The following is a 26,160-nucleotide window of genomic DNA, read 5'->3' as shown; positions in this document are numbered from 1 at the left end:
ACCATCCTAAGGAGCGGTATTCCGCCTGACTGAGCCAAAAGCTGCCTACGGAAACGAATTAGTCAGTAGGCTTGCCATTATGAGTACGACTCGCCGCAGGGCGCCGGCCCGATGAGGCTCCGCCACAGCAATGCCTCCGGCCACGGTTACCGGAGGGTGCGGGCCGGCACCGGGTTCAGTTACAGGGACCTGGACGGCTCCACACTGCCGCCCGGCCCCGTCCGCGACCGGCTGGAAAGCATCGGCATTCCGCCCGCGTGGACGGACGTGTGGATAGCGCCGTTCGAGAACGGGCATATCCAGGCCACGGGGCTGGATGCCGTGGGCCGCCGGCAGTACATCTACCATCCGGAGTGGCGCGAACGGAAGGACCGCTTGAAGTTCGACCGCGCGCTCCAGCTCGCCGAGTCGCTGCCCACCGCGCGCCGGCTGGTCACCATGGATCTGAGGTCCGACGGCTTCACCCGCGAGCGGGTTTTGGCCGCGGCCTTCAGGCTGCTGGACAGCGGCTCCCTGCGGGTGGGGTCAGAGCGGTACACGAACGAAAACGGCAGCCACGGGCTCGCCACCCTCCTCTGCGCCCACGTCCGCGTCCGCAAGGAATGCCTGCACCTCAGTTTCCCGGCTAAGAGCGGCAAAACCTGGGAGTCCCGCATCGACGACCCGGACCTGGCGCCTCTGGCGCAGGCCCTCAAGCGGCGCGGCGGCAACGCGCGGCTGCTGGCCTACAAGAACGGCAGGACGTGGCACCCGGTGACCAGCGCGGACATCAACGGCTACGTCAAGGAACGCACTGGCGATGACTTCACCGCAAAGGACTTCCGGACCCTGCGCGGCACCGTCGCGGCAGCCGTCAGCCTGGCCCGGAGCGGCCCGCAGAAGACCGAGGGGAAGCGGAAGCGTGCCATCAGCGTCGCCATGATGGAGGCGGCGGGAGTGCTCGGCAACACGCCGTCGATCGCCCGCAAGAGCTACGTGGACCCCCGGCTGCTGGACCACTTCGCAGCCGGGGAGACCATAGACCCCAAGCGACTGGACTCGGCGGAGTCGGAGTTGCGGGCACTGCTGTACCGCGAAGGCGACGTGGTGGACCTGCGCAAGAGCGGCTGAGGTGGGGGGCGGCCCTGACCCACCCTGACGCGGGCGGGGCGGGGCGTTGACGCGGGGCCAGGCCCGGGCCCTTGGCGTGCGCGTGCCGGGGCAGCCAGGCGTCACGCGCCGCCGTGCGCCGTCACGGGTGGGCCGCCCGGCCGGGCGGACAATTAGAATTGAAAACTGCGCGCCGGTGGGGCGCGGTCTCCCGTTCCGGAAGGGCTTACGGTGTCCAACACAGCTGAATCCACGGCCAAGCGCCCGCTCCGCGTCGCGATCGTCGGCGCAGGACCTGCAGGCGTCTATGCCGCGGACATCCTGACCAAGTCCAACGAGGTCAAGGACGGCGACTTCGAGGTCAGCATCGACCTCTTCGAGGCGTACCCGGCGCCGTACGGCCTGATCCGCTACGGCGTGGCCCCTGACCATCCGCGCATCAAGGGCATCGTCAACGCCCTGCATAAGGTCTTGGACCGCGGAGATATCCGGTTCCTGGGCAACGTCACCTACGGCCGGGATCTCACGCTGCACGACTTCCGCGCCTTCTACGACGCCGTCATCTTCTCCACCGGCGCCATCAAGGACGCCGATATGGACATCCCCGGCATCGATCTTGAGGGGTCCTTCGGAGCCGCGGACTTCGTGTCCTGGTACGACGGCCACCCCGACGTTCCGCGGGACTGGCCGCTGAATGCCAAGGAAATCGCCGTGATCGGCAACGGCAACGTGGCCTTGGACGTGGCCCGGATGCTGGTGAAGCACGCCGACGAATTGCTCGTCACCGAGATCCCGGACAACGTCTACCAGGGCCTGAAGAACTCGCCGGTCACCGACGTCCACGTCTTCGGCCGCCGCGGGCCCGCCCAGGTCAAGTTCACCCCGCTGGAGCTGCGCGAACTCAGCCACGCCCGCGACGTGGACATTGTGCTGTACCCGGAGGACTTCGAATTCGACGAGGCCTCCGACGACGCGATCCGCAGCAACAACCAGACCAAAACCATGGTGAACACCATGACCAACTGGCTCGTGGAGGAGCACGCAGAGGCCGAGCAGCCGTCGTCGCGCCGCCTGCACCTGCACTTCCTGCACAGCCCAGTCGAGATCTATGGGAGCGATAGCGACGACGGCGGGTCCGGCAAGGTTGCCGGCATCAAGTTCGAGCGCATGCAGTTGGACGGCACCGGCAACGTCAAAGGCACAGGGGAGTTCATCGACTACCCGGTGCAGGCCGTCTACCGCGCCATCGGCTACCACGGCTCCGCGCTGGACGAACTGGAATACGACGCCAAGCGCGGGGTCATCCCCAACGAGGGCGGCCGCGTCCTCGACGCCGACGGGAACCCCGTCCCCGGCATCTACACCACCGGTTGGATCAAGCGTGGTCCGGTTGGCCTGATCGGGCACACGAAGGGCGACGCCCTGGAGACCATCGGTTTCCTCCTCGAGGACCGTCTCACCCTGCCGCCGGCGCAGAACCCGGACCCGCAGGCGATCATCGACCTGCTCGAGGAGCGCGGCATCGAGTACACCACGTGGGAGGGCTGGAACAGGCTGAACGCCCACGAGGCAGCCCTTGGCGCATCTTGGACCGAATCTGCCAGGTCCGACGGCGTCGTGCGCGAACGCATCAAGGTGGTGCCGCGCGAGGAGATGATCCAGATCTCCCGCGCCTGACGGGACGCCGGGACGGGAGTTTTTGTCCAGACAATCGCCGTTTGACACGGTTCAAGCCCCATTATCTGGACAAAAACTCGAACCTGGCGGGGCCTACTGCCGGCCCTGCTGGGTGGACTAGACTGTCGCGGGCAAGCGTTTGGGCGAGTGGGAGTTCGATGAAGAACCTGATCCAGCCGGCGGCACCCGGAACCGAGGATTCGTTGCTGTTGCAGCACCGCGCCCTCGCCAGCCATGAGTTCCTGGACAGCTACGTGCAGAGCGAAGCGTTCCCCGATGCCGAAGAGCTTCCCGGCCTGCGCCGGCTCATCCGCGAATCCTGGCAGCGGTCCGCCAAGCTGCGGGCCAACCCCGATCACCCCGAAGCCCCGTTGGCCATCGCCGCGGACGAGCTTGACGAATACCGCCGCCAGCACCCCCTGGCCGCCATCATGCCTGTCATCCAGAAGCTCCTCATCCGGCCCAGCCATGACAGCGGCCTGCTGGTTGCCGTCGGCGACGAGGTGGGCCGCCTCCTCTGGGTGGAAGGCGATCCCGGCGCGCGCAGCCGGGCCGAGGGCATGATGTTCGTTCCCGGCGCCGATTGGTCGGAGGCCACTGTGGGGACCAGCGCCCCCGGGACGGCGCTCGCACTGGGCCGCGGCATCCAGATTTCCGGCGCCGAGCACTACAAACGTTCAGTCCACCCCTGGAGCTGCACAGCGGTCCCGTTCCAGGACCCCGATTCCGGCGCGCTGCTCGGGGTCGTGGACATCACAGGCACCGAGGCGGCCGTCGCGCCGCACACGCTCTCCCTCGTGGAGGCCACCGTGGCGGCAGCCCAGGCCCAGTTGCGCGTGGAACGCCTCCAGCTGGCGGCCGCCCAGGAACGCGTTAAGGCACGACGACGGCACCCAGGTTCCGGGGCAGCCGGCGGTTCTGCGCGGGAAGGCAGCCTGTACCGCAACAGCCTGCAGTTGCTGGGCCGGGACCAGGCACTGCTCAGCATCGAGGGCCGCAGCGTGGTGCTGTCCGCCCGGCACAGCGAGATCCTGGCCCTGCTCAGCACGCGCCCGGACGGGCTCAGCGCCGAGGAACTGAGCGTCCTGTTGTACCCGGGGGACGGGTCCACGATCACCCTGCGGGCCGAGATGGTGCGCCTCCGGAAGGTCCTGCAGCAGCTGAACCCCGCCGCGGTGCCGGAATCGCGGCCGTACCGGCTGGCCATAGACCTCCTGCCGGACAGCAGCCAGGTGCTCACCTGCCTGCAGCGCGGCGCCCACCGGATCGCCCTCGACATCTACCGCGGCGCCGTCCTGCCCCGCTCGGAGGCGCCCGGCGTCGTCGAGATCCGGAACCGCGTGTCCGCGCTACTGCGCGAAGCAGTCCTGACCGATGGCAGCGCGGAGTCGCTGCTCAAGTACGCGGAACTGCCGGAGGCGGCGGACGACGTCGACGTCCGCCGCGCCGCCCTGAAGCTCCTGCCGCCGCGCTCACCCAAGCGGGCCGCCGTCGTCGCCGATCTGGAGCGGCTGGAAGCCGAACTGGGCTCCTAACCCACCTGCTCCCTAACTCGCAGGCTCGGCTAGGGGACCCGGTAGCCGTGGCCCCGCCCAGCCCTCCATGTGACGGAGGTCAGGGGCATTTCTGCACCTCTTTGCCCGTCCGCCGGACACCTGCTCCTTGGAACGGCGCGCCGCCCGGACTTCTCATGCATGGAAAGCGGTGCAAAAATGCCGGCGTCACCAATCCGGGCAAGTGACCCGTCTCACTTTGTTGCAACCTGGCTGCAACCTGCCCGCTCCTAGGCTCGATGCATCGGCGATCACCATGACATATCGCCACCGTGTTGCAGAGCAAAGGAGCTAGCAATGACCGTTTACGCACAGCCAGGAACCGAAGGTTCGAAGGTCGAGTTCAAGGACCGTTACGAGAACTGGATCGGCGGCGAATGGGTTGCACCCGTGAAGGGCCAGTACTTCGAGAACATCACCCCGGTCACCGGTAAACCCTTCTGCGAGGTGGCCCGCGGCACCGCCGAGGACATCGAACTCGCCCTGGACGCGGCGCACAAGGTGGCTCCCTCCTGGGGCCGGACCTCGGTGGCCGAGCGCGCCGCGGTGCTGAACAAGATCGCCGACCGCATCGATGAGAACGTCGAGCTGCTCGCCGTCGCCGAGACCTGGGACAACGGCAAGCCGGTCCGCGAGACCCTCAACGCGGACATCCCGCTGGCAGCCGACCACTTCCGCTACTTCGCCTCCGCCGTCCGGGCCCAGGAGGGCCGGCTGTCGCAGCTCGACGACGACACCACCGCGTACCACTTCCACGAGCCGCTCGGCGTCGTCGGCCAGATCATCCCCTGGAACTTCCCCATCCTGATGGCCGTCTGGAAGCTGGCCCCGGCGCTCGCGGCGGGCAACGCCGTCGTCCTTAAGCCCGCGGAGCAGACGCCGACGTCCATCCTGGTCCTGATGGAACTGATCGGCGACCTGCTGCCGGCCGGCGTGGTCAACGTGGTCAACGGCTTCGGCGTCGAGGCGGGCAAGCCGCTGGCCTCCAGCCCGCGGATCCGCAAGATCGCCTTCACCGGCGAGACCACCACCGGACGGCTGATCAGCCAGTACGCCTCCAACAACCTGATCCCCGTGACGCTGGAACTCGGCGGCAAGAGCCCCAACATCTTCTTCAACGACGTCGCCGACTCCAACGATGCGTTCTACGACAAATCACTGGAAGGGTTCGCGCTGTTCGCGTTCAACCAGGGCGAGGTCTGCACCTGCCCGTCCCGCGCCCTGGTCCAGGACGGCATCTACGACTCCTTCATGGCCGACGCCCTGGCACGGATCGAGAAGATCATCCAGGGCAACCCGCTGGACACCGAAACCCAGATCGGTGCGCAGGCCTCCAACGACCAGCTGGAAAAGATCCTCTCCTACATCGACATCGGAAAGCAGGAAGGCGCCAAGGTCCTCACCGGCGGCGCCCGCGCCGAACTGCCCGGGGACCTGGCCGGCGGGTACTACGTCCAGCCCACGATCTTCGAAGGCCACAACCGGATGCGCATCTTCCAGGAGGAGATCTTCGGCCCGGTGGTGTCCGTGACCCGCTTCACCGACTACAACGACGCCATGGGCATCGCCAACGACACCCTCTACGGCCTCGGCGCCGGCGTCTGGTCCCGCAACGGCAACGTCGCATACAGGGCAGGCCGGGAGATCCAGGCCGGCCGCGTCTGGGTCAACAACTACCACGCCTACCCGGCCGGCGCCGCGTTCGGCGGCTACAAGTCCTCCGGCATCGGACGTGAAAACCACGCCATGATGCTGGACCACTACCAGCAGACCAAGAACCTGCTGGTCAGCTACAACGAAAACAAGCTCGGCTTCTTCTAGGAAGTGGGGGCTCACGCCCCACTCCGCCCCTCGCCCGGGCGGGGACGGATCAGCTCCATCCGTCCCCGCCCGCACCATGCTTCCCGCCCCACCGCGGCGGAAGACTGACCCCTGGCCACCCCTCAGGAAGGCACTACCCGTCCCGCACCACCTAAGAACAACGCTTCAACGACGCAAGGATTTCGCCAATGACGACGACAATGCAAGCAGCCGTAGTAACCGAATTCGCCAAGGACCTCCAGATCAAGGACATCCCCGTCCCCACCCCGGGCCGCGGACAGGCCCTGGTCAAGGTGATCACCAGCGGCGTCTGCCACACCGACCTCCACGCCGCGGAAGGGGACTGGCCGGTCAAGCCGTCGCCGCCCTTCGTGCCCGGACACGAAGGCGTCGGTGAGGTGGTGGCCCTCGGCGAGGGCGTCACGGACCTCGCCGTCGGTGACCTCGTGGGCAACGCGTGGCTCTGGTCCGCCTGCGGTGACTGCCAGTACTGCCGCACCGGCTGGGAAACGCTGTGCGAGGCCCAGCAGAACGCGGGCTACAGCGTGGACGGCTCCTTCGGCGAATACATGCTGGTGGACAGCCGGTTTGCCGCCAGGATTCCCGCCGGTTCCGACCCTGTGGAGGTGGCCCCGGTGCTCTGCGCCGGCGTCACCGTCTACAAAGGACTGAAAATGACTGAGGCCAAGCCGGGGGAGTGGGTCACCATCTCCGGGATCGGCGGGCTGGGGCACATCGCCGTCCAGTACGCCGTGGCCATGGGCCTGCGCGTCGCCGCCGTGGACATCGCGGACGACAAACTCGCCCTCGCCAAGAAGCACGGCGCCGAACTCACCGTCAACGCCCTCCACGAGGATCCCGCCGAAGTCATCCAGCAGAAAACCGGAGGCTGCCACGGAGTCCTGGTCACGGCGGTGCACCCGTCGGCCTTCGGGCAGGCCATCGGCATGGCGCGCCGCGGCGGCACCATCGTGTTCAATGGACTGCCGCCGGGTGACTTTCCGGCACCGATCTTCGAGATCGTGCTCAAGGGCCTGACCGTCCGCGGCTCCATCGTGGGAACGAGGCAGGACCTGGAGGAGGCACTGGATTTCTACGCGCAGGGCAAGATCCACCCGACCGTGTCCACGCGTGAGCTCTCGGATGTCAACGCGGTGCTCGATGAGATGAAGCACGCGAAGATCGACGGCCGCGTGGTGCTGAGGTTCTGATGCCCCACACCAGGCTGGACGCCGCCGTGACGCTGCCCGGGGAGGACTTCTCCCGGGTGGCGCTCACCGCCGAGGCGGTTGGGCTGCTCCGGAAGCTCTGGACGCAGCACGGCCCGCTCATGTTCCACCAGTCCGGCGGCTGCTGCGACGGCTCCGCGCCCATGTGCTACCCGGCGGGTGACTTCCTCACGGGGGATTCGGACGTGCTGCTGGGGCGGTTTGATCTCTCCGCGGACGACGGCGGCGCGTCCGGTTCCGCTTACGACGGCGGGCAGCCGCTTGAGTTCTGGATGTCCCGGGAACAGTTCGGCTACTGGAGCCACACCCACCTGACGGTGGATGTGGTGCAGGGCCGGGGGAGCGGGTTTTCCGTCGAGGCGCCGGAAGGCAAACGCTTCCTGATCCGCTCCACGCTCATGGACTGGCCCGCGTAGACAGGGTTTGCCCAACAAAACTCCAAAATGTTACGCCCGGACGGGGGCCCCGGATAAGGGGCTTCGTCCGGGCGTTGCATATTCAAACCGCGATTGGGAACCCCCAATTTGGGTGGCTCAGCGGGCCGACCAGCCACACCCCCAAGGTTTTCACGGGCACTCCACCGGACGATGGCACCGTTACATTCCTCCTAGCGGCAGGTGTGCCATGAACAATTCAGCCTTGAAGTCAGAGGGGGGCCCGGATCAGAGCCGATCCGGAGCCCCCGTGGATCCACCAACCAACCGGCGTCAACGACGCAAGAAGCGCAGCAAACAGTCCATGTCCTTCCGCCTGATAGCGGCAGCCACCACCTTGGCGATGCCGGCAGCGATGGGGCTGCCAGTGGTTGCGGCCAACGCGGTGCAGGGGCCGGTCGGTGCCGGATTCAACGTCACCGCTTCGGACCTGTCCTTCATTTTGAAGCAGATCAAAATCGCTGAGGCGCACGTAGCCAACACCACGTCGGAAACCGGCCCCTGCGGCGCCCTTTTGGGCACAGGCCCGAACCAGCTCGCCAGCCCGATGCTGTCCTTCGGACTGCGCACTGTTGACGGCAGCTGCAACCACCTTGAGACCGGACAGGCCAACTACGGCTCAGCGGATCAGGTCTTCCCGCGCCTTGGCACCGCTTCCTACAAGGCAGGTGAAAACGCGATCTTCGGGCCGCCGGTTTCCTCGAGCTACACCCAGAAGAAGGGCGACGTTTTCGACTCGCAGCCGCGCGTCATCAGCAACCTGATCGTGGACCAAACCTCCACCAACCCGGCGGCTGTAGCAGCGGCCCGTTTCCCTGTGCGGACCCAGGGCAATGAGGGCGTCGAACCCTGCACCACCGATCCCGTTCCGGCATCGGAGGGTGTGGAGGCGGTCGCCGGCGATCCGCTTGGCTGCGTTCCGTCTCACAGCACCCTCTTTATCCCGAACGTCACGACCGACGTCGGCCTGTCACCGCCTTACAACTCGCTCTTCACCCTGTTCGGGCAGTTCTTCGACCACGGCGTCGACCAGACGGTGAAGGGCGGAGGAACCGTTTACGTCCCGCTGAAGGCCGACGACCCGCTGGTGGCGGGGCCGGACCATATCGCGGGTAATGCGGATGATCTTCCTGCTCACATGCGTTTCATGGTGCTGACGCGGGGCCAGAACCAGCCCGGGCCGGATGGCATCCTGGGCGACGACCCCGATACTGCTAATGTCGACGAAAGTGCTGACGACGTACAGGATGCGGTCAACACGGATTCCCCCTGGGTTGACCAGAGCCAGACCTACACCTCGCACCCTTCGCACCAGGTGTTCCTGCGCGAGTACGTGGCGGACAGCGCCACTCGAGCGCCCGTCGCGACCGGAAAGCTCCTTGGTGGCCCTGACGGTCCGACCCAAGGCGGCATGGCCACGTGGGCAACCACGAAGAAGCAGGCCTCGGAACGGCTCGGGATCTGGCTGCAGGACAAGGATGTTCTCAACGTTCCCATGTTGGATGCCGACGCCTACGGAAACTTCATCCCTGGCGCCAACGGCTATCCTCAGTTTGTGACGGCCACGGGCAAGGTACCTGTGGACCCGGCGGCCAATGGCGGAAAAGGCACTGCGGTCCCGTCGAATGTGCTGTACTTCGACACTCCCTTCCTAACCGACATCGCCCACAATGCTGACCCGTCCCCTCAGGACACGGATCACAACCCCGGAACCCCGGCCGTGGCACCGATCCCGGACTCTGAGGATCCTCCGACTGCATCCGCTGATTTCGCCCACCAGCCGGCCGGAACCTACGACAATGAGATGCTTGATGCGCACTTCATCGCCGGTGACGGACGCGTTAACGAAAACATTGGCCTGACCGCCATCCACCAGGTGTTCCATTCCGAGCACGATCGGCTCATCGACGACATCCAGGCCACGCTGGACAAGCCGGAAAACGCAGCGCTCAAGACCCAGTTCCAGGATGTCAATGCCGCATCCTTCGACTTCGGGGAACGCCTTTTCCAGGCTGCGCGCTTCGTCACCGAGATGGAGTACCAGCACCTGGTCTTCGAAGAGTTTGCCCGGAAGGTCCAGCCCCTTATCAACCCGTTCCAGCCGTTTGCCTTCACTCAGACGGACATCAATCCGGCGATCAAGGCTGAATTCGCCCACGCCGTCTACCGGTTCGGCCACTCGATGCTTACTGAGACCATCTCGCGGCGGAACGAGGACAAGCCGGGAACGGACGGCACCTTTGGCACATCGGACGACGTGCGGGGTTCCGAGAATGACATTTCCCTGCTCGACGGGTTCCTCAATCCGCCGGCCTACACCGACGGCGGTGATGCCGGGGCCCTGACCTCGGAAGAGGCAGCCGGCAGCATCATCATGGGCATGTCCGACCAGGAAGGCAACGAACTCGACGAGTTCGTCACCGATACGCTTCGGAACAACCTGCTGGGGCTTCCACTGGACCTCGCCACCATCAATATGACGCGTGCCAGGTCGGAAGGCATCCCGACGCTGAACAACCTCCGCAAGGAGCTGCACGCGGCGACCAACGACGGCCAGCTCAAGCCCTACACGAACTGGATCGATTTCGGTGAGAACCTCAAGCACCCTGAGTCCCTGATCAACTTCGTGGCAGCCTACGGCAAGCACCCCACCATCCTCACCGATGCTGGCCCCGACAAGACACTGGGGACCGGGGACGATGGTCCTGCGACGCTCAAGTCCCGTCGTGATGCAGCCCGTGCAATCGTCAACCCCGACACTGCGCTGGGTGACGTTGCTCCTGCGGACGCGGCAGCGTTCATGAACAGCGATGGCGGCACCTGGGCAGATAAGAACGGACACTCCGAGACCGGCCTGGATGACGTGGAACTGTGGGTCGGCGGACTCGCCGAACGCACCAACATGTTCGGCGGACTGCTCGGCAGCACCTTCAACTTCGTCTTCGAGCAGCAGTTGACGGAGCTTCAGAACGGAGACCGGTTCTACTACCTGGCACGCACCCCCGGCATGAACCTGCGGGCGCAGCTCGAAGGAAACTCCTTCGCGGAGCTGATGATGCGCAACACCAACGCACAGGCGCTCAAGGCGGACGCCTTTGCAACCGCCGACTGCAAGTTCGAGCTGAAGAACCTTGCCGGCACCCGGGATGGCTTCACCCAATTTGGCAACACTGTTGCCGACGACACGGCCTCTGAGTGCAATGAGACGAAGGTGCTGATCCGGATGGCGGACGGCACCATCAAGTACCGGATGACCAACACTGTGGACCCCTCCGGCATCAACGGCCAGAGCGTCTACAACGGAACCGTCAACGATGACCGCGTCTACGGCGGCAACGACAACGACACCTTCTGGGGTGGCAAAGGCAATGACGTCTTTGAGGGCGGTGACGGCGCCGACATCGCGCTTGGCGGCGAAGGCAACGACATAATCACCGACATTGCAGGGGACGACATCCACAAGGGCGGACCAGGCAACGACGCCATCGATGCGGGTCCCGGCCTGGACATCATCATGGGCGGCGACGGCAGCGACTTCACCAACGGCGGAGCCAACATCAACGAGACCTTCTCCGGTGAAGGCAACGACTTCGCAATCGCCGGCCAGGGCGAGGACGCGGTCTTCGGTGACGGAGGAGATGACTGGCAGGAAGGCGGCGACGAACCCGATCTCCTGATCGGCGACTCCAGCAACCTGTTCTTCCTGGATGACTCGCAGAAGCCGGGCCACGATGTCCTGATCGGCCAGGGTGGCGACGATGACTATGACATGGAGGGCGGCGACGACATCGGTCTCGCAGGCCCGGGTGTCGAAAAGGTCGCGGGCGCGTCAGGTTACGACTGGGAGATCGGCCTGGCCGATCCGCAGCCCCAGGACGCCGACCTGGATCTGCCCATCCTGCCGCTTAACATCCTGCAGGTAGGCGTGCGGGACCGCTACAACGAAGTCGAAGCCCTCTCCGGTGGCCCCCTCGACGACAAACTCCGTGGCGACGACATTATCCCGGGCCAGCGGGGCGGCGGCGGCTTCATCGGCTGCGACGTCCTGGACGAGCAGGGGGTCAACCGCATCACCGGCCTCAGCGACCTGATTCCGGCAGCGGCACGGACCACTCCCATCGCCGACGTGATTGCCGCTTCGGCCTCCAAGGACTGCCCGCTCCTGGACAGCTCCGCGAACGCGATGGCATGGGGCGATGGCAACATCATCCTCGGCGGCGGCGGCAGCGACATCCTCGAGGGACGCGGCGGCAACGACATTATCGACGGTGACCGTTACCTCAACGTCCGGCTGAGCGTCCGCAACGGGGCCGGCGAAGAGATCGGCAGCGCCACGGGCATGACAACGCAGTACCTCAGGAATGAGGCTGGCGCCCTGACCGGCCCGACCCTTCAGGCGGACGTCTTCGCAGGCAAGGTCGACCCCGGCAACATTGTGGTGGTCCGTGAAATCCTCTCGGCCAGCGGTGGAACCGACAAGGCAGTGTTCTCCGACATCGAGGCAAACTACACCGTGACGGAAAACAACGGTGTGACCACTGTCAGCCATAACAACGCGGGCCCCGACGGAACGGACACCCTCCGGAATATCGAAACCCTGGTCTTCGCGGATTCTGTTCCACCAAGCGCGCCCACGGGCGTCACGGCGCAGGCGGGCAACGCTTCGGCCACGGTGAACTTCACCGCTGCCGCGGCCGGAGGCATCACTGACCAGTTCTCGATCCGCGTTCTCAATGCCGTCACTGGCGAGCAGATCGGCGACATCCGCACGGCACCCGGCGGCGACACCAGCGTCGTGATCGACGGGCTGCCCAACAACACTGCCGTGAAGTTCGAAGTCACGGCGACCAACGTCCACGGACCCAGCACGGTTGTCGTCTCCAACACGGTCACTCCGGTGGCACCTGTGCTAGTGACTGCAGTTCCGTCCATCACGGGAACAGCGGCAGTCGGCAGCACCCTGACGGCGGCCACAGGAGTCTGGGGGCCGGCGCCGGTCGCAATGTCCTTCCAGTGGTTCAGCAACGGAGTTGCCGTAGTCGGCGCTACCCTGCCCACCTACACGGTCAGGCCCGCCGATGCGGGTAAGCCGGTGACCGTGACGGTTACCGGAGCCAAGGACGGGTACGAGTCGGTATCGACCACCTCGGCGGCCGTGCAGGTAGCGGCTCTTCCGGTCACTTCCCCTAGCGCGCTCCGGGACTTCAACGGTGACGGCAACGTCGACATCGTGACCCGGGACAACGCCGGTGTGTTGTGGACTTACCTGGGCAACGGCTCCGGGACCTTCCCGAACCGCGTCCGGGTAGGCGGCGGCTGGAACATCATGAATATCATCAGCGCCTCCGGCGACGTGAACGGTGACGGCAGGTCCGACCTGCTGGCGCGGGAGTCCAACGGCGTCCTCTGGTCCTACCTGGGCAACGGCTCCGGAACGTTCCCGACCCGCATCCGGGTAGGCGGCGGCTGGAACGGCATGAACACCATCAGCGCCTCCGCTGACCTGAACGGGGATGGGCGGGCTGACCTCATTGCCCGCGACAACGGCGGCGTGTTGTGGTCCTATCGGGGCAACGGCGCCGGGACCTTCCCGACCCGCATCCGGGTAGGCGGCGGCTGGAACATCATGAACACCATCAGCGCCTCCGCTGACCTGAACGGCGACGGCAGGAATGACCTGGTGGCGCGGGACAACGGCGGCGTTCTGTGGTCCTACCAGGGCAACGGCGCCGGGACCTTCCCGACCCGCATCCGGGTTGGCGGCGGCTGGAACGGCATGACCGCCATCAGCACTCCCGGCGACCTGAACGGCGACGGCAGGAATGACCTGGTCGCCCGGGACAACAGCGGCGTTCTGTGGTCCTACCAGGGCAATGGCGCCGGCCTGTTCCCCACCAGGACCAGTGCAGGCAGCGGCTGGAACGTGATGCGAGTTATCAGCTAGTCGACTAACGGTCGCCGCCCGCATGCTTTAGCACGGCGGGCGGTGACCCATTGTTCCGCACCCTCGACTCAGGGTGCCCACCCAAGGACCCACGCCCGGCCCTCCACCACACCGCGCAGCCGCAGCGCGGAGGAGGGTCGGGCGTGGTTTTGTGTTCCGCCCGTCTCACTATTCGGGACAAATATGGCCGTCCACTGGATGGACACTATCCTTGATAGGTCTGTTTCCATCCCCTATCAGGACTGTGGACTTCCAATGAATCTTTTCCGGACCAAATCCATCGAGCAGTCAATCGCCGACGCCGATGAGCCCGGACGCAAGCTGAAGCGCTCCCTGAGCACGTGGGACCTCATGATCATGGGCGTCGCTGTTGCCGTGGGCGCCGGCATCTTCTCCGTGGGCGCCAAGGCGGCTGCGAACTTCGCCGGCCCCGCCGTCACCATCTCCTTCCTGGTCGCCGCCGTCACGTGTGCCCTGGCGATCATGTGCTACGCCGAATTTGCCACGGCCATCCCGGTGGCCGGCTCGGCCTACGTCTTCACCTACGCCACCATGGGCGAGATTTTGGCCTGGATCATCGGCTGGAACCTCATCCTGGAGCTCTTCACCGCTGCTGCGGTGATCGCCAAGTACTGGGGCATCTACCTCAGCAAGGTCTTCGCCCTCATGGGCGTCGAAATGCCGCCTGCCATCTCGATTGGCGGCGTTGACCTGTACTGGGGCGCCTTCCTCATCGTTGCCGTCTTCACCGTGCTGCTGGTGCTCGGAACCAAGCTGTCCGCCCGCGTGGGCAACATCTTCACGCTGATCAAGATCGCCGTGGTGGTGTTCGTGATCATCGTGGGCTTCAGCTACGTGAAGTTCTCGAACTACACCCCCTTCGTCCCGGCCTCTGAGCCAACGGCAAACGCCGGCGCGGCCGACGTTCTGAAGCAGTCGTTCTTCGGCTTCCTCACCGGTGCTGCCCCCGCGCAGTACGGCACCATGGGCATCTTCGCCGGCGCCGCGCTGGTGTTCTTCGCCTTCATTGGCTTCGACGTGGTGGCCACCTCCGCAGAAGAGGTCAAGAACCCTCAGAAGACGCTGCCCCGCGGCATCTTCGGCGGCCTGGCCCTGGTGACGCTGCTGTACATCCTCGTGTCCCTCGCCCTGACCGGCATGGTCTCCTACACGCAGCTCGCTGAGGCTGAAAGCCCCACACTCACCACGGCCTTCGAAGCGGTCGGCAACACCGACGCCGCGAAGGTGATCGCCTTCGGCTCGCTCGTGGGCCTGACCACTGTGATCATGGTGCTGCTCATGGGCCTGGCCCGCGTGGTGCTGGCCATGAGCCGCGACGGCCTGCTGCCGCGCTCGTTGTCCAAGACCAGCGAAAAGCGTTCGACGCCGGTCCGCCTGCAGATCATTTTGCGGCGCCGCCGTTGCCCTGGTTGCCGGACTCACCAACGTGGACCTGCTCGAGGAAATGATCAACATCGGCACGCTGTCCGCCTTCGTGATGGTCAGCCTGGGCATCCTGGTGCTCCGCAAGAAACGCCCCGACCTGAAGCCGGCTTTCCGGGTCCCGTTCGGCAAGGTGCTCCCCGTCGTGTCCGCGGTGCTGTGCCTGTACCTGATGACCAACCTCGCCGTGGAGACCTGGATCTTCTTCGCCATCTGGCTGCTGGTGGGCATTGCCATCTACTTCGCGTACGGGCAGCGCCACTCCCGCCTCAACGAGAAGTTCGCCGGCGCCAAAGCAGCCGTGGACGGCACTACAAGCGACCTGGGCGACCGGGACGGCGACGAGCTTAGCAAGGTCTAGCGCCACCACGGACCTGGTCCGTCCCGGGTTCCGCTGGACCGCCGCCCCCTGATGCCGTCAGGGGGCGGCGTGCCGTCCCACCCAGTCGACCAGCGGACGGAGCTGTTCCCACCGGGCGGCGATCTCCCGTTCCGCTTCCGATGACCTGAGCCAGTTCGGCTCGCCCAGCGCAACACCCGCGGACAGCGACTTGTGCTTGAGCAGCTCTGCGCGCGGGTGGTCCCTCGGGAATCCCCGCGGCACCGTCTTTAGCTTTTCGCCTTCAATGGCGAAGCCGGCTGCTGCGACGGCGTCCACGATGTGCTGCAGCTGTCCGCCGCTGCCTGCTGCGTCCACCGAGTTCCGGCAGCGGACCAGCTGCGCGGGAGAATGTGAGTGGTAGCCGCCGCCGATCAGCAGGCCATCCGCGCTGATCTGAAGGTAGAACCCCACGCCTTCCTGGAACGAGGCGAAAGCGCCCTGGGCCGTCTTGTACGGGGATTTGTCCGGCGAGAAGCGGATGTCCCGGTTGGGCCGGAACATTTTCCCCGGTCCGAAGCGGGGCTCAAGAGCGGCCAGCAGTGCGGCCAGGGGTTCTTTCACGGACTCGCGGTGCACCTCTGAGTGTGCCTGCCACCACTCCCGGGTGTTGTTTTCTTCCAGCTCAGCATAAAACTCCGCTGCTGCTGCGGGAATGCCCTCGAATGTGCTCATGCATGAAGCCTAGGTAAGCTGACCCGGCCAGGCTACGGGCACCTCGCCCATGTGGAAAACGCGCCGGCGGACCAGCCTGACCTGGCTTACTTCGCCAATTTGTCCAGCAGCAATGGCGCCAGGAGCTCGCTGTACTCCCGGTTGAGGTGGTTGGCGTCGAAGTAGACATTGACTCCGCCAACAACCGTGTAGCACTTGCTCGGGTCGCAGAAGTAATCGGTCAGGTCCACAAGCTGGACGTCGCGGCTGTACGTGGACTTGGCTGCCGTTGCCAGCGGGTCCTCCGGCTGGGCCACGGCACGATCCACGGCGCACGCCGCCGGGTCCTGGACATGCAAATTGGTACAGTCAGGCTGCCGCACGGCCTGGTTGAGCGGCGGGTCGGCCAGGACATAGACCTTGGACCCTGCGTCGGTCCACCGCTGCCAGGTCTTCTGCAGGCCCGCGGAGAACTGTTCGGAGGCCGGACGGCCGGAGCCGTCGTCAATGGACTGCTTCCGCGCGAACATGGACGTGAAGACTGCCGCCGGCCTGTCTGCGGCAACGGCGCTGGTCACTTTGCCCGCCCAATCCATGCAGATCCGGGCACCGTCGTCAGTGCTGCCTTCGTAACCGGTGAATTTGACGTCTGCCACAGGACATCCTCCCAACAGTGCCGTCTGGACGATCCAGCCTCGTTGCTTGGCCGCCGCGAAGACCGCCGCCTGCCACTGCTGCGCGTGGGAATCACCCACCAGCCACACAGTTTGGGCATCGCGCTTCCCACCGGAAAAGTCGCAACGCTGGTGCGTTTTGGTTTCCGCGGCCTTCAGTTCGTCGTCGGGGCGGGCGCATGAAGGAGGCGTTTTCCAGTACTCATTGGCGTCCGACATTACGGGGGAAGCGGAGGGTCCGAACGGGTCGGCGCAGTCGGCACCGGCGAGTAGTGCCAGCGGTCCGTGGCAAGGCTGCAGGGCGGCGGCTGCGGCGGCCTGTTCCGCTGCCTCGCGACGGACTTCCCTGACCTGCAGCTGAAGGCCGGATAGCCCTGCAACAAGGGCCATGCCGACGGCCATCGCGACGAACGTCCGCCGTGGTGACGCGTTGAGGTACACGGATGACTGGCCGCGGTCCTCGACATACGCCTTCGTGAGGCCTGCCAGGAGAACGGCGAGAAGGACTACTCCGATCCTGTCGAAGTTGCCCAGGGCGCGCCCCAAGGCGAACGGGGCAATGACGATGAGCGGCCAGTGCCAGAGGTACAGCGAGTATGAGATGTTGCCGAGGTACTGCAGCGGAAGCATGCTGATCAGCGGCTTGAAGGCCGGCCTACGGTTACCGTTTCCGGCAAAGATGACCATCACCGTGCCCAGGACGGGGACAAGGGCGAGGAACCCGGGGAAGGGCGTTCCGTCGTTGAAGGCAAGGGCAGAGCACACGATCAGTGCGAACCCGGCGGGCCCAACCCCCTTCATGGCCGGCGACGGCACCTTGTGCCGGCCGAGCGCCAGGGCGGTCAACGCACCGGCGCCGAACTCCCAGGCCCGGACCGGAGTCACGAAATACGCCTGGTTCGGCGAGAACTCCGTCGTGAGCACCGAGGTCGCTAGCCCGAGTGCCGTCACGGCGGCTATTCCGGCGAACACTACGGCGATTGCGGGCCTGTTGCGGCGGCCGGCCAGCCAGAACAGCGCAATGAGCAGAAGCGGCCAGATGAGGTAGAACTGCTCCTCGACGGAGAGCGACCAGAAGTGCTGGGCCACCGTTGCCGATGACGTTGACGCCGAGTAGTTCACGGACTTGGCCGCAAGCACCCAGTTTTCCGCATAAAGGGCGCTGGCGAGGATTTCGCGGGCTGTGTCTTCCCAACGCGAGAACGGCAGCCACACCATGGCGGCGATGAGCGACACGGTCAGGACCAGGAAGGCCGCCGGAAGCAGTCGCCGGATCCTGCGGGCATAGAACGAAGCCAGGCGGATCCGGCCGGTTCCCAGGAGTTCCTTCAGCAGATGCGAGGTGATCAGAAACCCGGAGATCACGAAGAAGACGTCCACCCCGACGTAGCCGCCGGTCAGCTCCTTGGGCCACACGTGGTTCAGGACCACCAGGGACACTGCAAGGGCGCGCAGCGCCTGGATGTCAGGCCGGAACGACGGTCTGCGCCTAAGCGCTGCACCCGTGATTGTTCCGGCCGCAGCCCCACCCGGCGCCTGCTGGACGATGCTCATGAGTTCCTTTTTGCCGAGGGTAGGGCGGGAAGTGCCTTGCTGATTTTGCCATGCCGTCCGGTTCTGCCGAAGTTGCGGCAGCGGAACGGCGTAACGGAGGGCCTGCCTGGGGGGATCTTCCCCGAACGCAGGGAACCCCGCCGCGGCTGTGAACGGGTCACTGTGCCGCGGCGGGGTTCCTGTTGCTATCTGGTGCTGCTAGCCGATCTTGTTGGCGGCTTCGGCGTCGGAGAGGGGGGCTGCGCCGAGGTTGGCGCGGAGCTTGGCTCCGAGTTCAGCGTCAACGTTGGTCCAGTACTGGATGGCGCGTTCCTTGATGCCGGGGCTCTTCACGCCGCCCACGGCACCGGTGATGGTGTCCAGGAAGCGGGCCTTTTCGGCGTCGTTGTAAACCTCGCGGTACAGCGCGCCGGCCTGGACGAAGTCGCTGTCCTCGGCGTGCAGGGAGTGAGCGGCGTGCGTCAGCTCGCCGTCGTTCTCCCAGCCGCCGGCCGGGCTCTGCGGCTCAACAGCGGCGGGGCCGCCGAACGTGTTCGGCGCGTAGACCGGCACGGAAGGGGCGTTGAACAGGAAGCGTCCCGCGCCGTCCTGGCTGTAGTTGTTGACCTGGCTCTTGGGCTGGTTCACCGGGATCTGGGCGTGGTTGGTACCCACGCGGTAGCGGTGTGCGTCGGCGTAGGAGAAGATGCGGGCCTGGAGCATCTTGTCCGGGGAAGCGGCGATGCCGGGGACGAAGTTCGACGGCGCGAAGGTGGCCTGCTCGATCTGCGCGAAGTAGTTCTCCGGGTTCCGGTTCAGCTCCATGGTGCCGACCTTGATCAGCGGGTAGTCCGCGTGCGGCCAGACCTTGGTCAGGTCGAACGGGTTGAAGCGGTAGGTCTTGGCGTCCTCGTAGGGCATGACCTGAACGTGCAGGTCCCAGGAGGGCAGGTTGCCGGCTTCGATGTTCTCGTGCAGGTCGCGGATGTAGAAGTCCGCGTCCGAGCCGGCCAGCGCCTCGGCTTCCTCGCCGGTGATGTTCTTCACGCCCTGGTTAGAGTGGAAGTGGTACTTGACCCAGAACCGCTCGCCCTCGGCGTTGATCCACTGGTAGGTGTGTGAGCCGTAGCCCTGCATCTCGCGCCAGGAGGCGGGCAGGCCGCGGTCACCCATCAGCCAGGTGACCTGGTGTGCGGACTCGGGGGAGAGGGTCCAGAAGTCCCACTGCATGTCGGCGTCGCGCAGGTGCGAGCCCGGCAGGCGCTTCTGGGAGTGGATGAAGTCCGGGAACTTGATGCCGTCGCGGATGAAGAACACCGGGGTGTTGTTGCCCACGAGGTCGTAGTTGCCCTCGGAGGTGTAGAACTTCACGGCGAAACCGCGCGGGTCGCGCCAGGTGTCCGGGGAACCGTTCTCGCCCGCGACGGAGGAGAAGCGGATCAGCATCTCGGTCTCGACACCGGGCTGCAGGAACGCGGCCTTGGTGTACTTGGAGATGTCCTCGGTGGCCTTGAACGTGCCGAATGCGCCGCCGCCCTTGGCGTGCACCACGCGCTCGGGAACCCGCTCGCGGTTGAACTGGGCGAGCTTTTCCACCAGGTAGTGGTCCGTGAGGATGATGGCGCCGTCAGCGCCGACAGCCTTGGAGTGGGCGTCGGACGTGACAGGTGCGCCGGACTGCGTGGTGGACACGGCAGGCGCAGAGATGTTCGAAGTCATCTTTCTCCTATTAGTTGGTTTTCGACAGTGTCAGTTTTCGACGGCTGTCGAGGATTTGTCAGTTACGTTTGCAGGAAGTTTTTGGGCCCGCTGGCACTCTCCGCAGATCCCCTGGTACATGACATCCGCGATCTGGATGGTCATGGGGTGGGAATCCTCGCCCCAATGCGGGGTCAGGCACGGAGCATGGCCGACAGCGCAGTCGACATCCTCCACCCGGCCACAGCTGATGCAGATCGCGTGGTGATGGTTGTCGCCCACCCGCGTCTCATACAGCGCCGGGGAATGCGGAGGTTCGAACCGGCGCAACATGTGCAGGTCCGTCAGATCACCCAGCACCACATACACGGACTGCGCCGTCAGTTCCGGCAGTTCCTCGCGGGCAGCCGCAAGGATGTTCTCCGCCGGGGAATGCGGGTGATGCTCGACGGCGGCCAGCACCGCCAGCCGCTGCTTGGTCACCCGTCGGCCGTGGGCACGCAGGGCCGCGGCCCATGCTTCGTGGCTTTCCGGGTGATCGGTCATGACTCCATTGAACCACTTATTTTGACTAGATCACAATAAGGCGGGGCTAAGTTCCTGCTGAGACTAGAGTTGCCGGGTGGGAAAACTTCTGGCCGACATCACTCCGCTGCGCGAAAGCCCTGATTTCCGGCGGCTCTGGCTTGGGTCGGCGGTTTCCAACGTGGGTAGCCAGCTCACCCTCGTGGCGGTCGGCCTGGAGGTGTACCGGCTCACCCAGGACAGCCTGTACGTCGGGCTGCTCAGCATCTTTGCCCTGGTGCCGCTGGTGCTGGGCGGACTGCTGGGCGGGTCCATCGCCGACTCCCACGACCGCCGCACGGTAGCGCTTCTGTCGTCCGCGGTGCTGTGGCTGACCACCGGCGGGCTCGCCCTCCAGGCCTGGCTGCAGGTGGGCAATGTGTGGCTGCTGTACGCCCTCGTCGCCGTGCAGAGCGGTGCGCAGGCGATCAACCAGCCTGCCCGCAGCGCCATCATTCCCGCGCTGCTGCGGAAAGAGCTCCTGCCCGCCGCCAACGCACTGAACATGGTGACATTCGGACTGTCCATGACTGCTGGGCCGCTGCTTGCCGGTGTCCTGGTGGCCAGCGTCGGCTTCGGGTGGACGTACACGCTGGACGTGGTCAGCTTTGTCTTTGCCTTCTGGGCCCTGCTGAAGCTTCCGCCCATGCCGCCCGGGGCAGAGGCGGGCCGGGCCGGGATGCGGTCCGTCGTGGAGGGTTTCCGGTTCCTGGGCACGCGGCCCAACCTGCGGATGACGTTCATCCTCGACCTCATCGCCATGATCCTGGCCCAGCCTCGCGCCCTGCTGCCGGCCATCGGCGCCCTCATGATCGGCGGCGGGGAAACCACGGTGGGCATCCTGCTGGCGTCCGTAGCGGTGGGTGCCTTCCTCGCCGGCCTCTTTTCCGGGCCGCTCGGCGCGGTCCGGCGGCAGGGGAGTGCTGTGGTGTGGTCCGTCATGGGCTGGGGCGCCTCTTTTGCGGCGTTCGGCCTCGTGGTGGTGCTGGCCGGGCGGTCCGGTTCCGGCGGCGTGACCTTTTGGCTGGTTCCGGCTGCGATCTGCTGTGCGCTGGCGGGAATTGCCGACTCGGTGAGTGCCGTGTTCCGCACCACCATCCTGCAGGCCGCGACCCCGGACCACCTGCGCGGACGCCTTCAGGGGGTATTCATTGTGGTGGTGGCCGGAGGGCCGCGGCTGGGCGACATGCTGGCAGGCGGCGGCACTAAAATTCTTACTGAGGGCTGGGTCCTGCTGCTCGGCGGCATCCTGTGCATCGTGGTGGCCTGGTTGGTGGCGCGGCGGCAGTCCGGTTTTCTGGAGTACGACGCGCGGAATCCCGTTCCGTAGCGGCGGTGCCGGTTCCGACTTCTGAGCTGTGGAGGCAAAGTGCACAATCACCACAACGGACTGAAAACGGCAGCGCTGTTCGGCGTGCTGTGGGCAATCCTGCTGGGTCTGGGCGCCCTCATTTCGGCCAACACCCGCAGTTCCGCGCCGATTCTGATCATGGCGCTAATCGGCGTGGGGACCACGGCCTACGGCTACTGGAACAGCGACAAGATCGCGCTCCGGTCCATGCAGGCCTATCCCGTCTCCGAAGACCAGGCGCCGCAGCTGTACCAGATGGTCCGGGAGCTCTCAGCCCGCGCCAACCAGCCGATGCCTAGGATTTACGTCTCGCCCACCATGGCGCCCAACGCCTTTGCCACCGGGCGAAACCCGCAGAACGCTGCGGTTTGCTGCACGGAGGGGATTCTGCAGCTCCTCACCCCGCGGGAACTGCGCGGGGTCCTCGGCCACGAGCTCATGCACGTCTACAACCGCGACATCCTGACCTCTTCCGTGGCGGCGGCGGTGGCCGGCGTCATCACCTCGGTGGGGCAGATGCTGCTGTTCTTTGGCGGCGGGGACAGACGCAATTCGAACCCGCTGGCCCTCATCGCCATGGCGCTGTTGGCGCCGCTGGCCGCGTCCCTGATCCAGGTCGCCATCTCGCGCACCCGGGAGTACGATGCCGACGAGGACGGTTCGCAGCTCACCGGCGATCCGCTGGCGCTCGCCTCCGCCCTGCGCAAGATCCACCAGGGCGTCCAGGCCGCACCGCTCCCTCAGGACCAGCGGCTGGTCAACGCCTCGCACCTGATGATCGCCAATCCGTTCCGCGGCGGCGGGCTCAGCAAGCTCTTCGCGACGCACCCGCCGATGCAGGACCGCATCAGCCGCCTGGAACGAATGGCGGGCCGGCCGCTCAGCTGAGGGCCGCCGTCGTACTTCCTGCCCCGCGACGCGTACCGCGCCCTGCGACGCGCATAATGCCGGGCGCGGCGGGAATACCCGTAGCGGGCGGAAATTTGCGCGTCGCCTAATTAGCTGCGCGTCGTCAGGCCAGCGAGCGGGCGTAGCAGATGGACAGCGGCGCGCCGGCGTACGGCCCGAAGTTGTCGATCAGGCGGTAGCCCTCGCGCTCATAGAAGCGGATGGCATCGGGCTGGGCTGTGCCGGTTTCCAGCTTGAGCTCGGTCAGGCCCAGGCGGGCGGCCTCGGCTTCCAGGCTCCTCAGAACTGCCGTGGCTGCGCCGCTTCCGCGATGGCCGGGCAGCACGTACATCCTCTTGATCTCAGCGGACCCGGCGTCGAGCCGGCGAAGTGCGCCGCAGGCAACGGCAGCACCCTCGGGGTTCCTGGCCACCAGAAACAGGGTGATGTCCCCGGCGCTGGGCGCGGAACCCGGCTCGTGGTCGTCGCTGCCGTAGCGGGCATCCAGTTCTGCCCGCTGCATGGCGCGGAGCTCGACGCCGTCTTCGGCGTCCCACGGCTCGGGATTGACCGCGAAACTCATGTCCCGTCCTTTCTCGCCATCCCGCCTCCACGGCGACGGGGTGCGCAACATGCGCAAACGGGCCGGGGGCACCCGACTTGGTGCGTCCCCGGCCCGTTGACATTTTCCCTAGCTGCGGAAGTTCACAAACTGAAGGTCAGCCTCGTCGAAGTCCTTCAGGAGGGCCATGGTGGCCTGGAGGTCGTCGCGTGACTTGGAGGTGACGCGGAGCTCGTCGCCCTGGATCTGGGACTTGACGGATTTCGGGGCCTCGTCGCGGATGAGCTTGTTGATCTTCTTGGCGAGGTCCTGCGCGATGCCTTCCTTGATGGAGGCCTCCAGCCGGTATTCCTTGCCGGACGCGTAGGGCTCGCCAGAGTCCAGTGACTTGAGCGAGATACCGCGGCGGATGAGCTTGGACTGCAGCACGTCCAGCACGGCCAGGACGCGCTCCTCGGAGTTCGCCTTCATCAGGATCTTCTCGCCGCTGAAGTCGACCTCGGCGCCGACGCCCTTGAAATCGTACCGCTGGGCGAGTTCCTTCTGCGCCTGGTTCAGCGCGTTCGCCACCTCCTGCTTGTCTACCTTGCTTACGACGTCGAATGTGGACTCGCCTGCCATGACTCTCCCTTGCTGGTGCCTGCGTCACCCGGGCGCTGAGGCTCCGGGCAGGGTGCGGATATCTGGCTTCCAGCGTAGTACGGATGGCGGGTAAGTGAAGGTGGGCGGCATTCACAGTTCACTCATAGCCAAGTCAGGGCGGGAACGAAGTTTCGGCGCCCAGAGTTGTAGCAGTTGGAAGCCGCTCGGAAGGAAAGCAATGTCCCATAAGGCCGTCCGCTACGTCACCAGGTCCACGGCCGCAGCCGCCGGAACCATCGCCACCGCCGCCTCGTCCGTGGCCGCCGCCGCCGTGGCCGCATCCATCATCCTCAGCCCCGTCGCCGACGCCTCGACGCGGATGGAGGGAGTGCAGGCAGATCTCCAGCGGGCCGTGCAGCTCAACCAGATCACCGAGGAGCAGGCCCTGCGGTTCGAGGCAAAACTGGCCGGCCGGATCCTCGGCGGAGCCTGATTTTTCGCGGATTTTCGGCCCGCTGATCCCCGATTTTATTCTTCGGCAGAAGTTCTGTAAGGTTGTCTTGCCCGCGGTTGATGGAAACACCGGCCGGGGTGATCTTCTTTTGAAGTTCGGCAGATTACCCGAGCGGCCAAAGGGGGCTGACTGTAAATCAGCTGGCAACGCCTACGGGGGTTCGAATCCCTCATCTGCCACATTGGAAAGACCTCCGGAACCTACTGGTTCCGGAGGTCTTTCGCTTTTCCGGGTCTGGGAGCGGGGCTGACGAGCGACTGGGTACTAGGCCACGAATGAGCAAGACCCGTCTCGGTCACCGGTCAGTTCAGCGCGATGACGATCATCTGGGTGGTGCCCGGAATGCACGTCTGCAGGACAGCCCTTGGGAACCCGCCGAACACCGCAGCGACGTCGTTGGTGGTGCCCGGGTTCGGCACCTGGCCGCGGGCCGAGACCGTGTAGGAGCCGTAGCCCGGGATGTCGACGCGTTCACCGACGCTGATTCCTGAGAACCGCGCCCAGCCGCCGCAGAAGTCGTGCTCTGTGATGAAGAGCGAGTATCCGTCAGTGGGCGTGAAGTGGATGGGGCCGATGCAGCTGTCCACCATCGCCTGGCCGCCGGCGCCAGCCACGTAGATCGTCCGCACCGCTGGAGCAGGTGCAGGTGCCGGGGCGGGTGCAGGTGCCGGGGCGGGTGCAGGTGCCGGCGCCGCTTGGGCCGGAGCGGGAGCCGGCGCTGGTACAGCCACTGCGGGTCCGCTGAGCTTCAGCGTCTGGCCCGGGAAAATGACGGAGCTGGGCGCCAGGCCGTTGGCTGCCAGCACGCCGCCGGTGCTGACATTGAAGCGAGCCGCGATGGAACTGACTGAGTCGCCGGCAACCACCCGGTACGTGGTGGGCTTGGGTGCAGGGGCCGGCGCAATGTTGCGGACCGTTGTGGTTTTCGGTGCCGTTGCCGGTTTCGGTGCCGGCGCCTTGGCAGTGGCTGGTGCCTTGACCGTCGCCTTGACGGGTGCTTGCGCGGGTGCCTTGGCAACTGGCGCCGCGGCAGGGGCTTTGGCAACCGGCACCACGGCAGGCGCGGCGGCGGGAGCCGCGGCCGGAGTGTCAGTGGCAGGTGCCGCAGCTTCTGCTGCCGATGGAGTGGGGGCCGGCGACTGTTCGACGGCGGCGGGTTGGCCGACGGCGGCCCCGCTTCCGGCGTCGGACGCCACCAGCGCGCTGACGCCTGCCGACGCCGCCAGCAGGGCAGCGGCCACCGCGGCCGAGATGAGCAGCACCCGGGCGCCGGGCCTGCCGTCCAGCGGTCCATGCCGCCCCGGGGCTGGCCTGACGAAGCTCGGGGGCCCCGACGGCGGGCGCTGCGGATCGTTCTCGTGGCCAGGGGTGTTCTGGGGATCTGGCGTCTCCTGCTGGTTCATGGCGGACCTTTTGCTTCGGCGCAGGCGGCTGGCCGGGTGCGCGGCGGACGGTGACGCGCAGACACAGGAGGCGCTGGGGCCCACGGGGGCGGAAGCACGGCATATGGGGCGCATGACCGCTATTCATGAGTGATGCACGCTGCTCGCTAACGTGCCGGCCCCAGCCTG

17 protein-coding genes, 1 tRNA gene and 1 pseudogene are annotated in these 26,160 nt (G+C 66.0%); 12 read left to right on the top strand and 7 right to left on the bottom strand.

Annotation, left to right across the window (positions count from 1 at the left end; all coding sequences use genetic code 11):
* Positions 1-111: 111 nt before the first annotated feature.
* The 8 genes and pseudogenes from ACHMXB_RS11440 (at position 112) to ACHMXB_RS11405 (ending at position 15,551) form a co-directional block, all read left to right on the top strand.
* Positions 112-1,110, top strand: a complete 999-nt coding sequence (locus ACHMXB_RS11440; protein WP_395398444.1) for a DNA topoisomerase IB — start codon at positions 112-114, stop codon at positions 1,108-1,110.
* A gap of 210 nt (positions 1,111-1,320) precedes the next feature.
* The gene (locus ACHMXB_RS11435; RefSeq protein ID WP_395398443.1) at positions 1,321-2,766 is read left to right on the top strand and encodes an FAD-dependent oxidoreductase; all 1,446 of its coding nucleotides are present in this window, start codon (positions 1,321-1,323) and stop codon (positions 2,764-2,766) included.
* Between the two features lie 158 nt (positions 2,767-2,924).
* Entirely contained in the window at positions 2,925-4,301 is a 1,377-nt protein-coding gene (locus ACHMXB_RS11430) for a GAF domain-containing protein (protein ID WP_395398442.1), read from the top strand.
* A 315-nt stretch (positions 4,302-4,616) separates the two neighbouring features.
* Entirely contained in the window at positions 4,617-6,140 is a 1,524-nt protein-coding gene (locus ACHMXB_RS11425) for an aldehyde dehydrogenase family protein (protein ID WP_395398441.1), read from the top strand.
* A gap of 188 nt (positions 6,141-6,328) precedes the next feature.
* A complete protein-coding gene (adhP, locus tag ACHMXB_RS11420) occupies positions 6,329-7,351 on the top strand; it encodes an alcohol dehydrogenase AdhP (protein ID WP_395398440.1) in 1,023 nt (340 codons plus the stop codon).
* A complete protein-coding gene (locus ACHMXB_RS11415) occupies positions 7,351-7,785 on the top strand; it encodes a DUF779 domain-containing protein (protein ID WP_395398439.1) in 435 nt (144 codons plus the stop codon). Before adhP ends, ACHMXB_RS11415 begins: the two co-directional genes overlap by 1 nt.
* 268 nt (positions 7,786-8,053) lie before the next feature.
* Positions 8,054-13,747: a peroxidase family protein gene (locus ACHMXB_RS11410; protein ID WP_395398438.1), complete on the top strand. Its 5,694-nt coding sequence runs from the start codon at positions 8,054-8,056 to the stop codon at positions 13,745-13,747.
* 255 nt (positions 13,748-14,002) lie between these two features.
* Positions 14,003-15,551 (top strand): annotated as a pseudogene (locus tag ACHMXB_RS11405) (amino acid permease).
* A 57-nt stretch (positions 15,552-15,608) separates the two neighbouring features.
* On the opposite strand, the gene ACHMXB_RS11400 reads toward ACHMXB_RS11405, so the two are convergent.
* From ACHMXB_RS11400 to ACHMXB_RS11385, 4 genes are all read right to left on the bottom strand, one after another.
* A complete protein-coding gene (locus tag ACHMXB_RS11400; RefSeq protein ID WP_395398437.1) occupies positions 15,609-16,244 on the bottom strand; it encodes a DUF2461 domain-containing protein in 636 nt (211 codons plus the stop codon).
* A gap of 86 nt (positions 16,245-16,330) precedes the next feature.
* On the bottom strand, positions 16,331-18,451 hold the full coding sequence (locus tag ACHMXB_RS11395) for an acyltransferase family protein (protein WP_395398436.1): 2,121 nt from the start codon (positions 18,449-18,451) through the stop codon (positions 16,331-16,333).
* A gap of 198 nt (positions 18,452-18,649) precedes the next feature.
* The gene (locus tag ACHMXB_RS11390) at positions 18,650-20,149 is read right to left on the bottom strand and encodes a catalase (protein WP_395398435.1); all 1,500 of its coding nucleotides are present in this window, start codon (positions 20,147-20,149) and stop codon (positions 18,650-18,652) included.
* 30 nt (positions 20,150-20,179) lie between these two features.
* Positions 20,180-20,674, bottom strand: coding sequence for a Fur family transcriptional regulator (locus ACHMXB_RS11385; RefSeq protein WP_395398434.1), 495 nt, complete (start codon positions 20,672-20,674; stop codon positions 20,180-20,182).
* Between the two features lie 76 nt (positions 20,675-20,750).
* Here ACHMXB_RS11385 and ACHMXB_RS11380 point away from each other — a divergent pair, with 76 nt between their 5' ends.
* Complete coding sequence (locus ACHMXB_RS11380; protein WP_395398433.1) at positions 20,751-22,022, top strand: MFS transporter; 1,272 nt, start codon at positions 20,751-20,753, stop codon at positions 22,020-22,022.
* A gap of 39 nt (positions 22,023-22,061) precedes the next feature.
* Positions 22,062-22,931, top strand: coding sequence for a zinc metalloprotease HtpX (gene htpX, locus ACHMXB_RS11375; RefSeq protein WP_395398432.1), 870 nt, complete (start codon positions 22,062-22,064; stop codon positions 22,929-22,931).
* A gap of 124 nt (positions 22,932-23,055) precedes the next feature.
* On the opposite strand, the gene ACHMXB_RS11370 is transcribed toward htpX, so the two are convergent.
* Together ACHMXB_RS11370 and ACHMXB_RS11365 are read right to left on the bottom strand one after the other, a co-directional pair.
* On the bottom strand, positions 23,056-23,514 hold the full coding sequence (locus ACHMXB_RS11370; RefSeq protein WP_395398431.1) for a GNAT family N-acetyltransferase: 459 nt from the start codon (positions 23,512-23,514) through the stop codon (positions 23,056-23,058).
* 108 nt (positions 23,515-23,622) lie between these two features.
* A complete protein-coding gene (locus ACHMXB_RS11365; RefSeq protein ID WP_395398430.1) occupies positions 23,623-24,114 on the bottom strand; it encodes a YajQ family cyclic di-GMP-binding protein in 492 nt (163 codons plus the stop codon).
* 199 nt (positions 24,115-24,313) lie between these two features.
* Between ACHMXB_RS11365 and ACHMXB_RS11360 the strand changes: the two genes are divergently transcribed.
* On the top strand, positions 24,314-24,568 hold the full coding sequence (locus ACHMXB_RS11360; protein WP_395398429.1) for a hypothetical protein: 255 nt from the start codon (positions 24,314-24,316) through the stop codon (positions 24,566-24,568).
* Between the two features lie 118 nt (positions 24,569-24,686).
* A tRNA-Tyr gene (locus tag ACHMXB_RS11355) sits at positions 24,687-24,768 on the top strand.
* Positions 24,769-24,891: 123 nt separating this feature from the next.
* On the opposite strand, the gene ACHMXB_RS11350 is transcribed toward ACHMXB_RS11355, so the two are convergent.
* Positions 24,892-25,992: a LysM peptidoglycan-binding domain-containing protein gene (locus ACHMXB_RS11350; RefSeq protein WP_395398428.1), complete on the bottom strand. Its 1,101-nt coding sequence runs from the start codon at positions 25,990-25,992 to the stop codon at positions 24,892-24,894.
* Between the last annotated feature and the right edge of the window lie 168 nt (positions 25,993-26,160).

Origin of the sequence: Arthrobacter sp. UC242_113, from assembly GCF_044054585.1 — a bacterium.
Lineage (GTDB): Bacteria > Actinomycetota > Actinomycetes > Actinomycetales > Micrococcaceae > Arthrobacter.
This window is presented reverse-complemented; position numbering and strand designations above follow the sequence as displayed.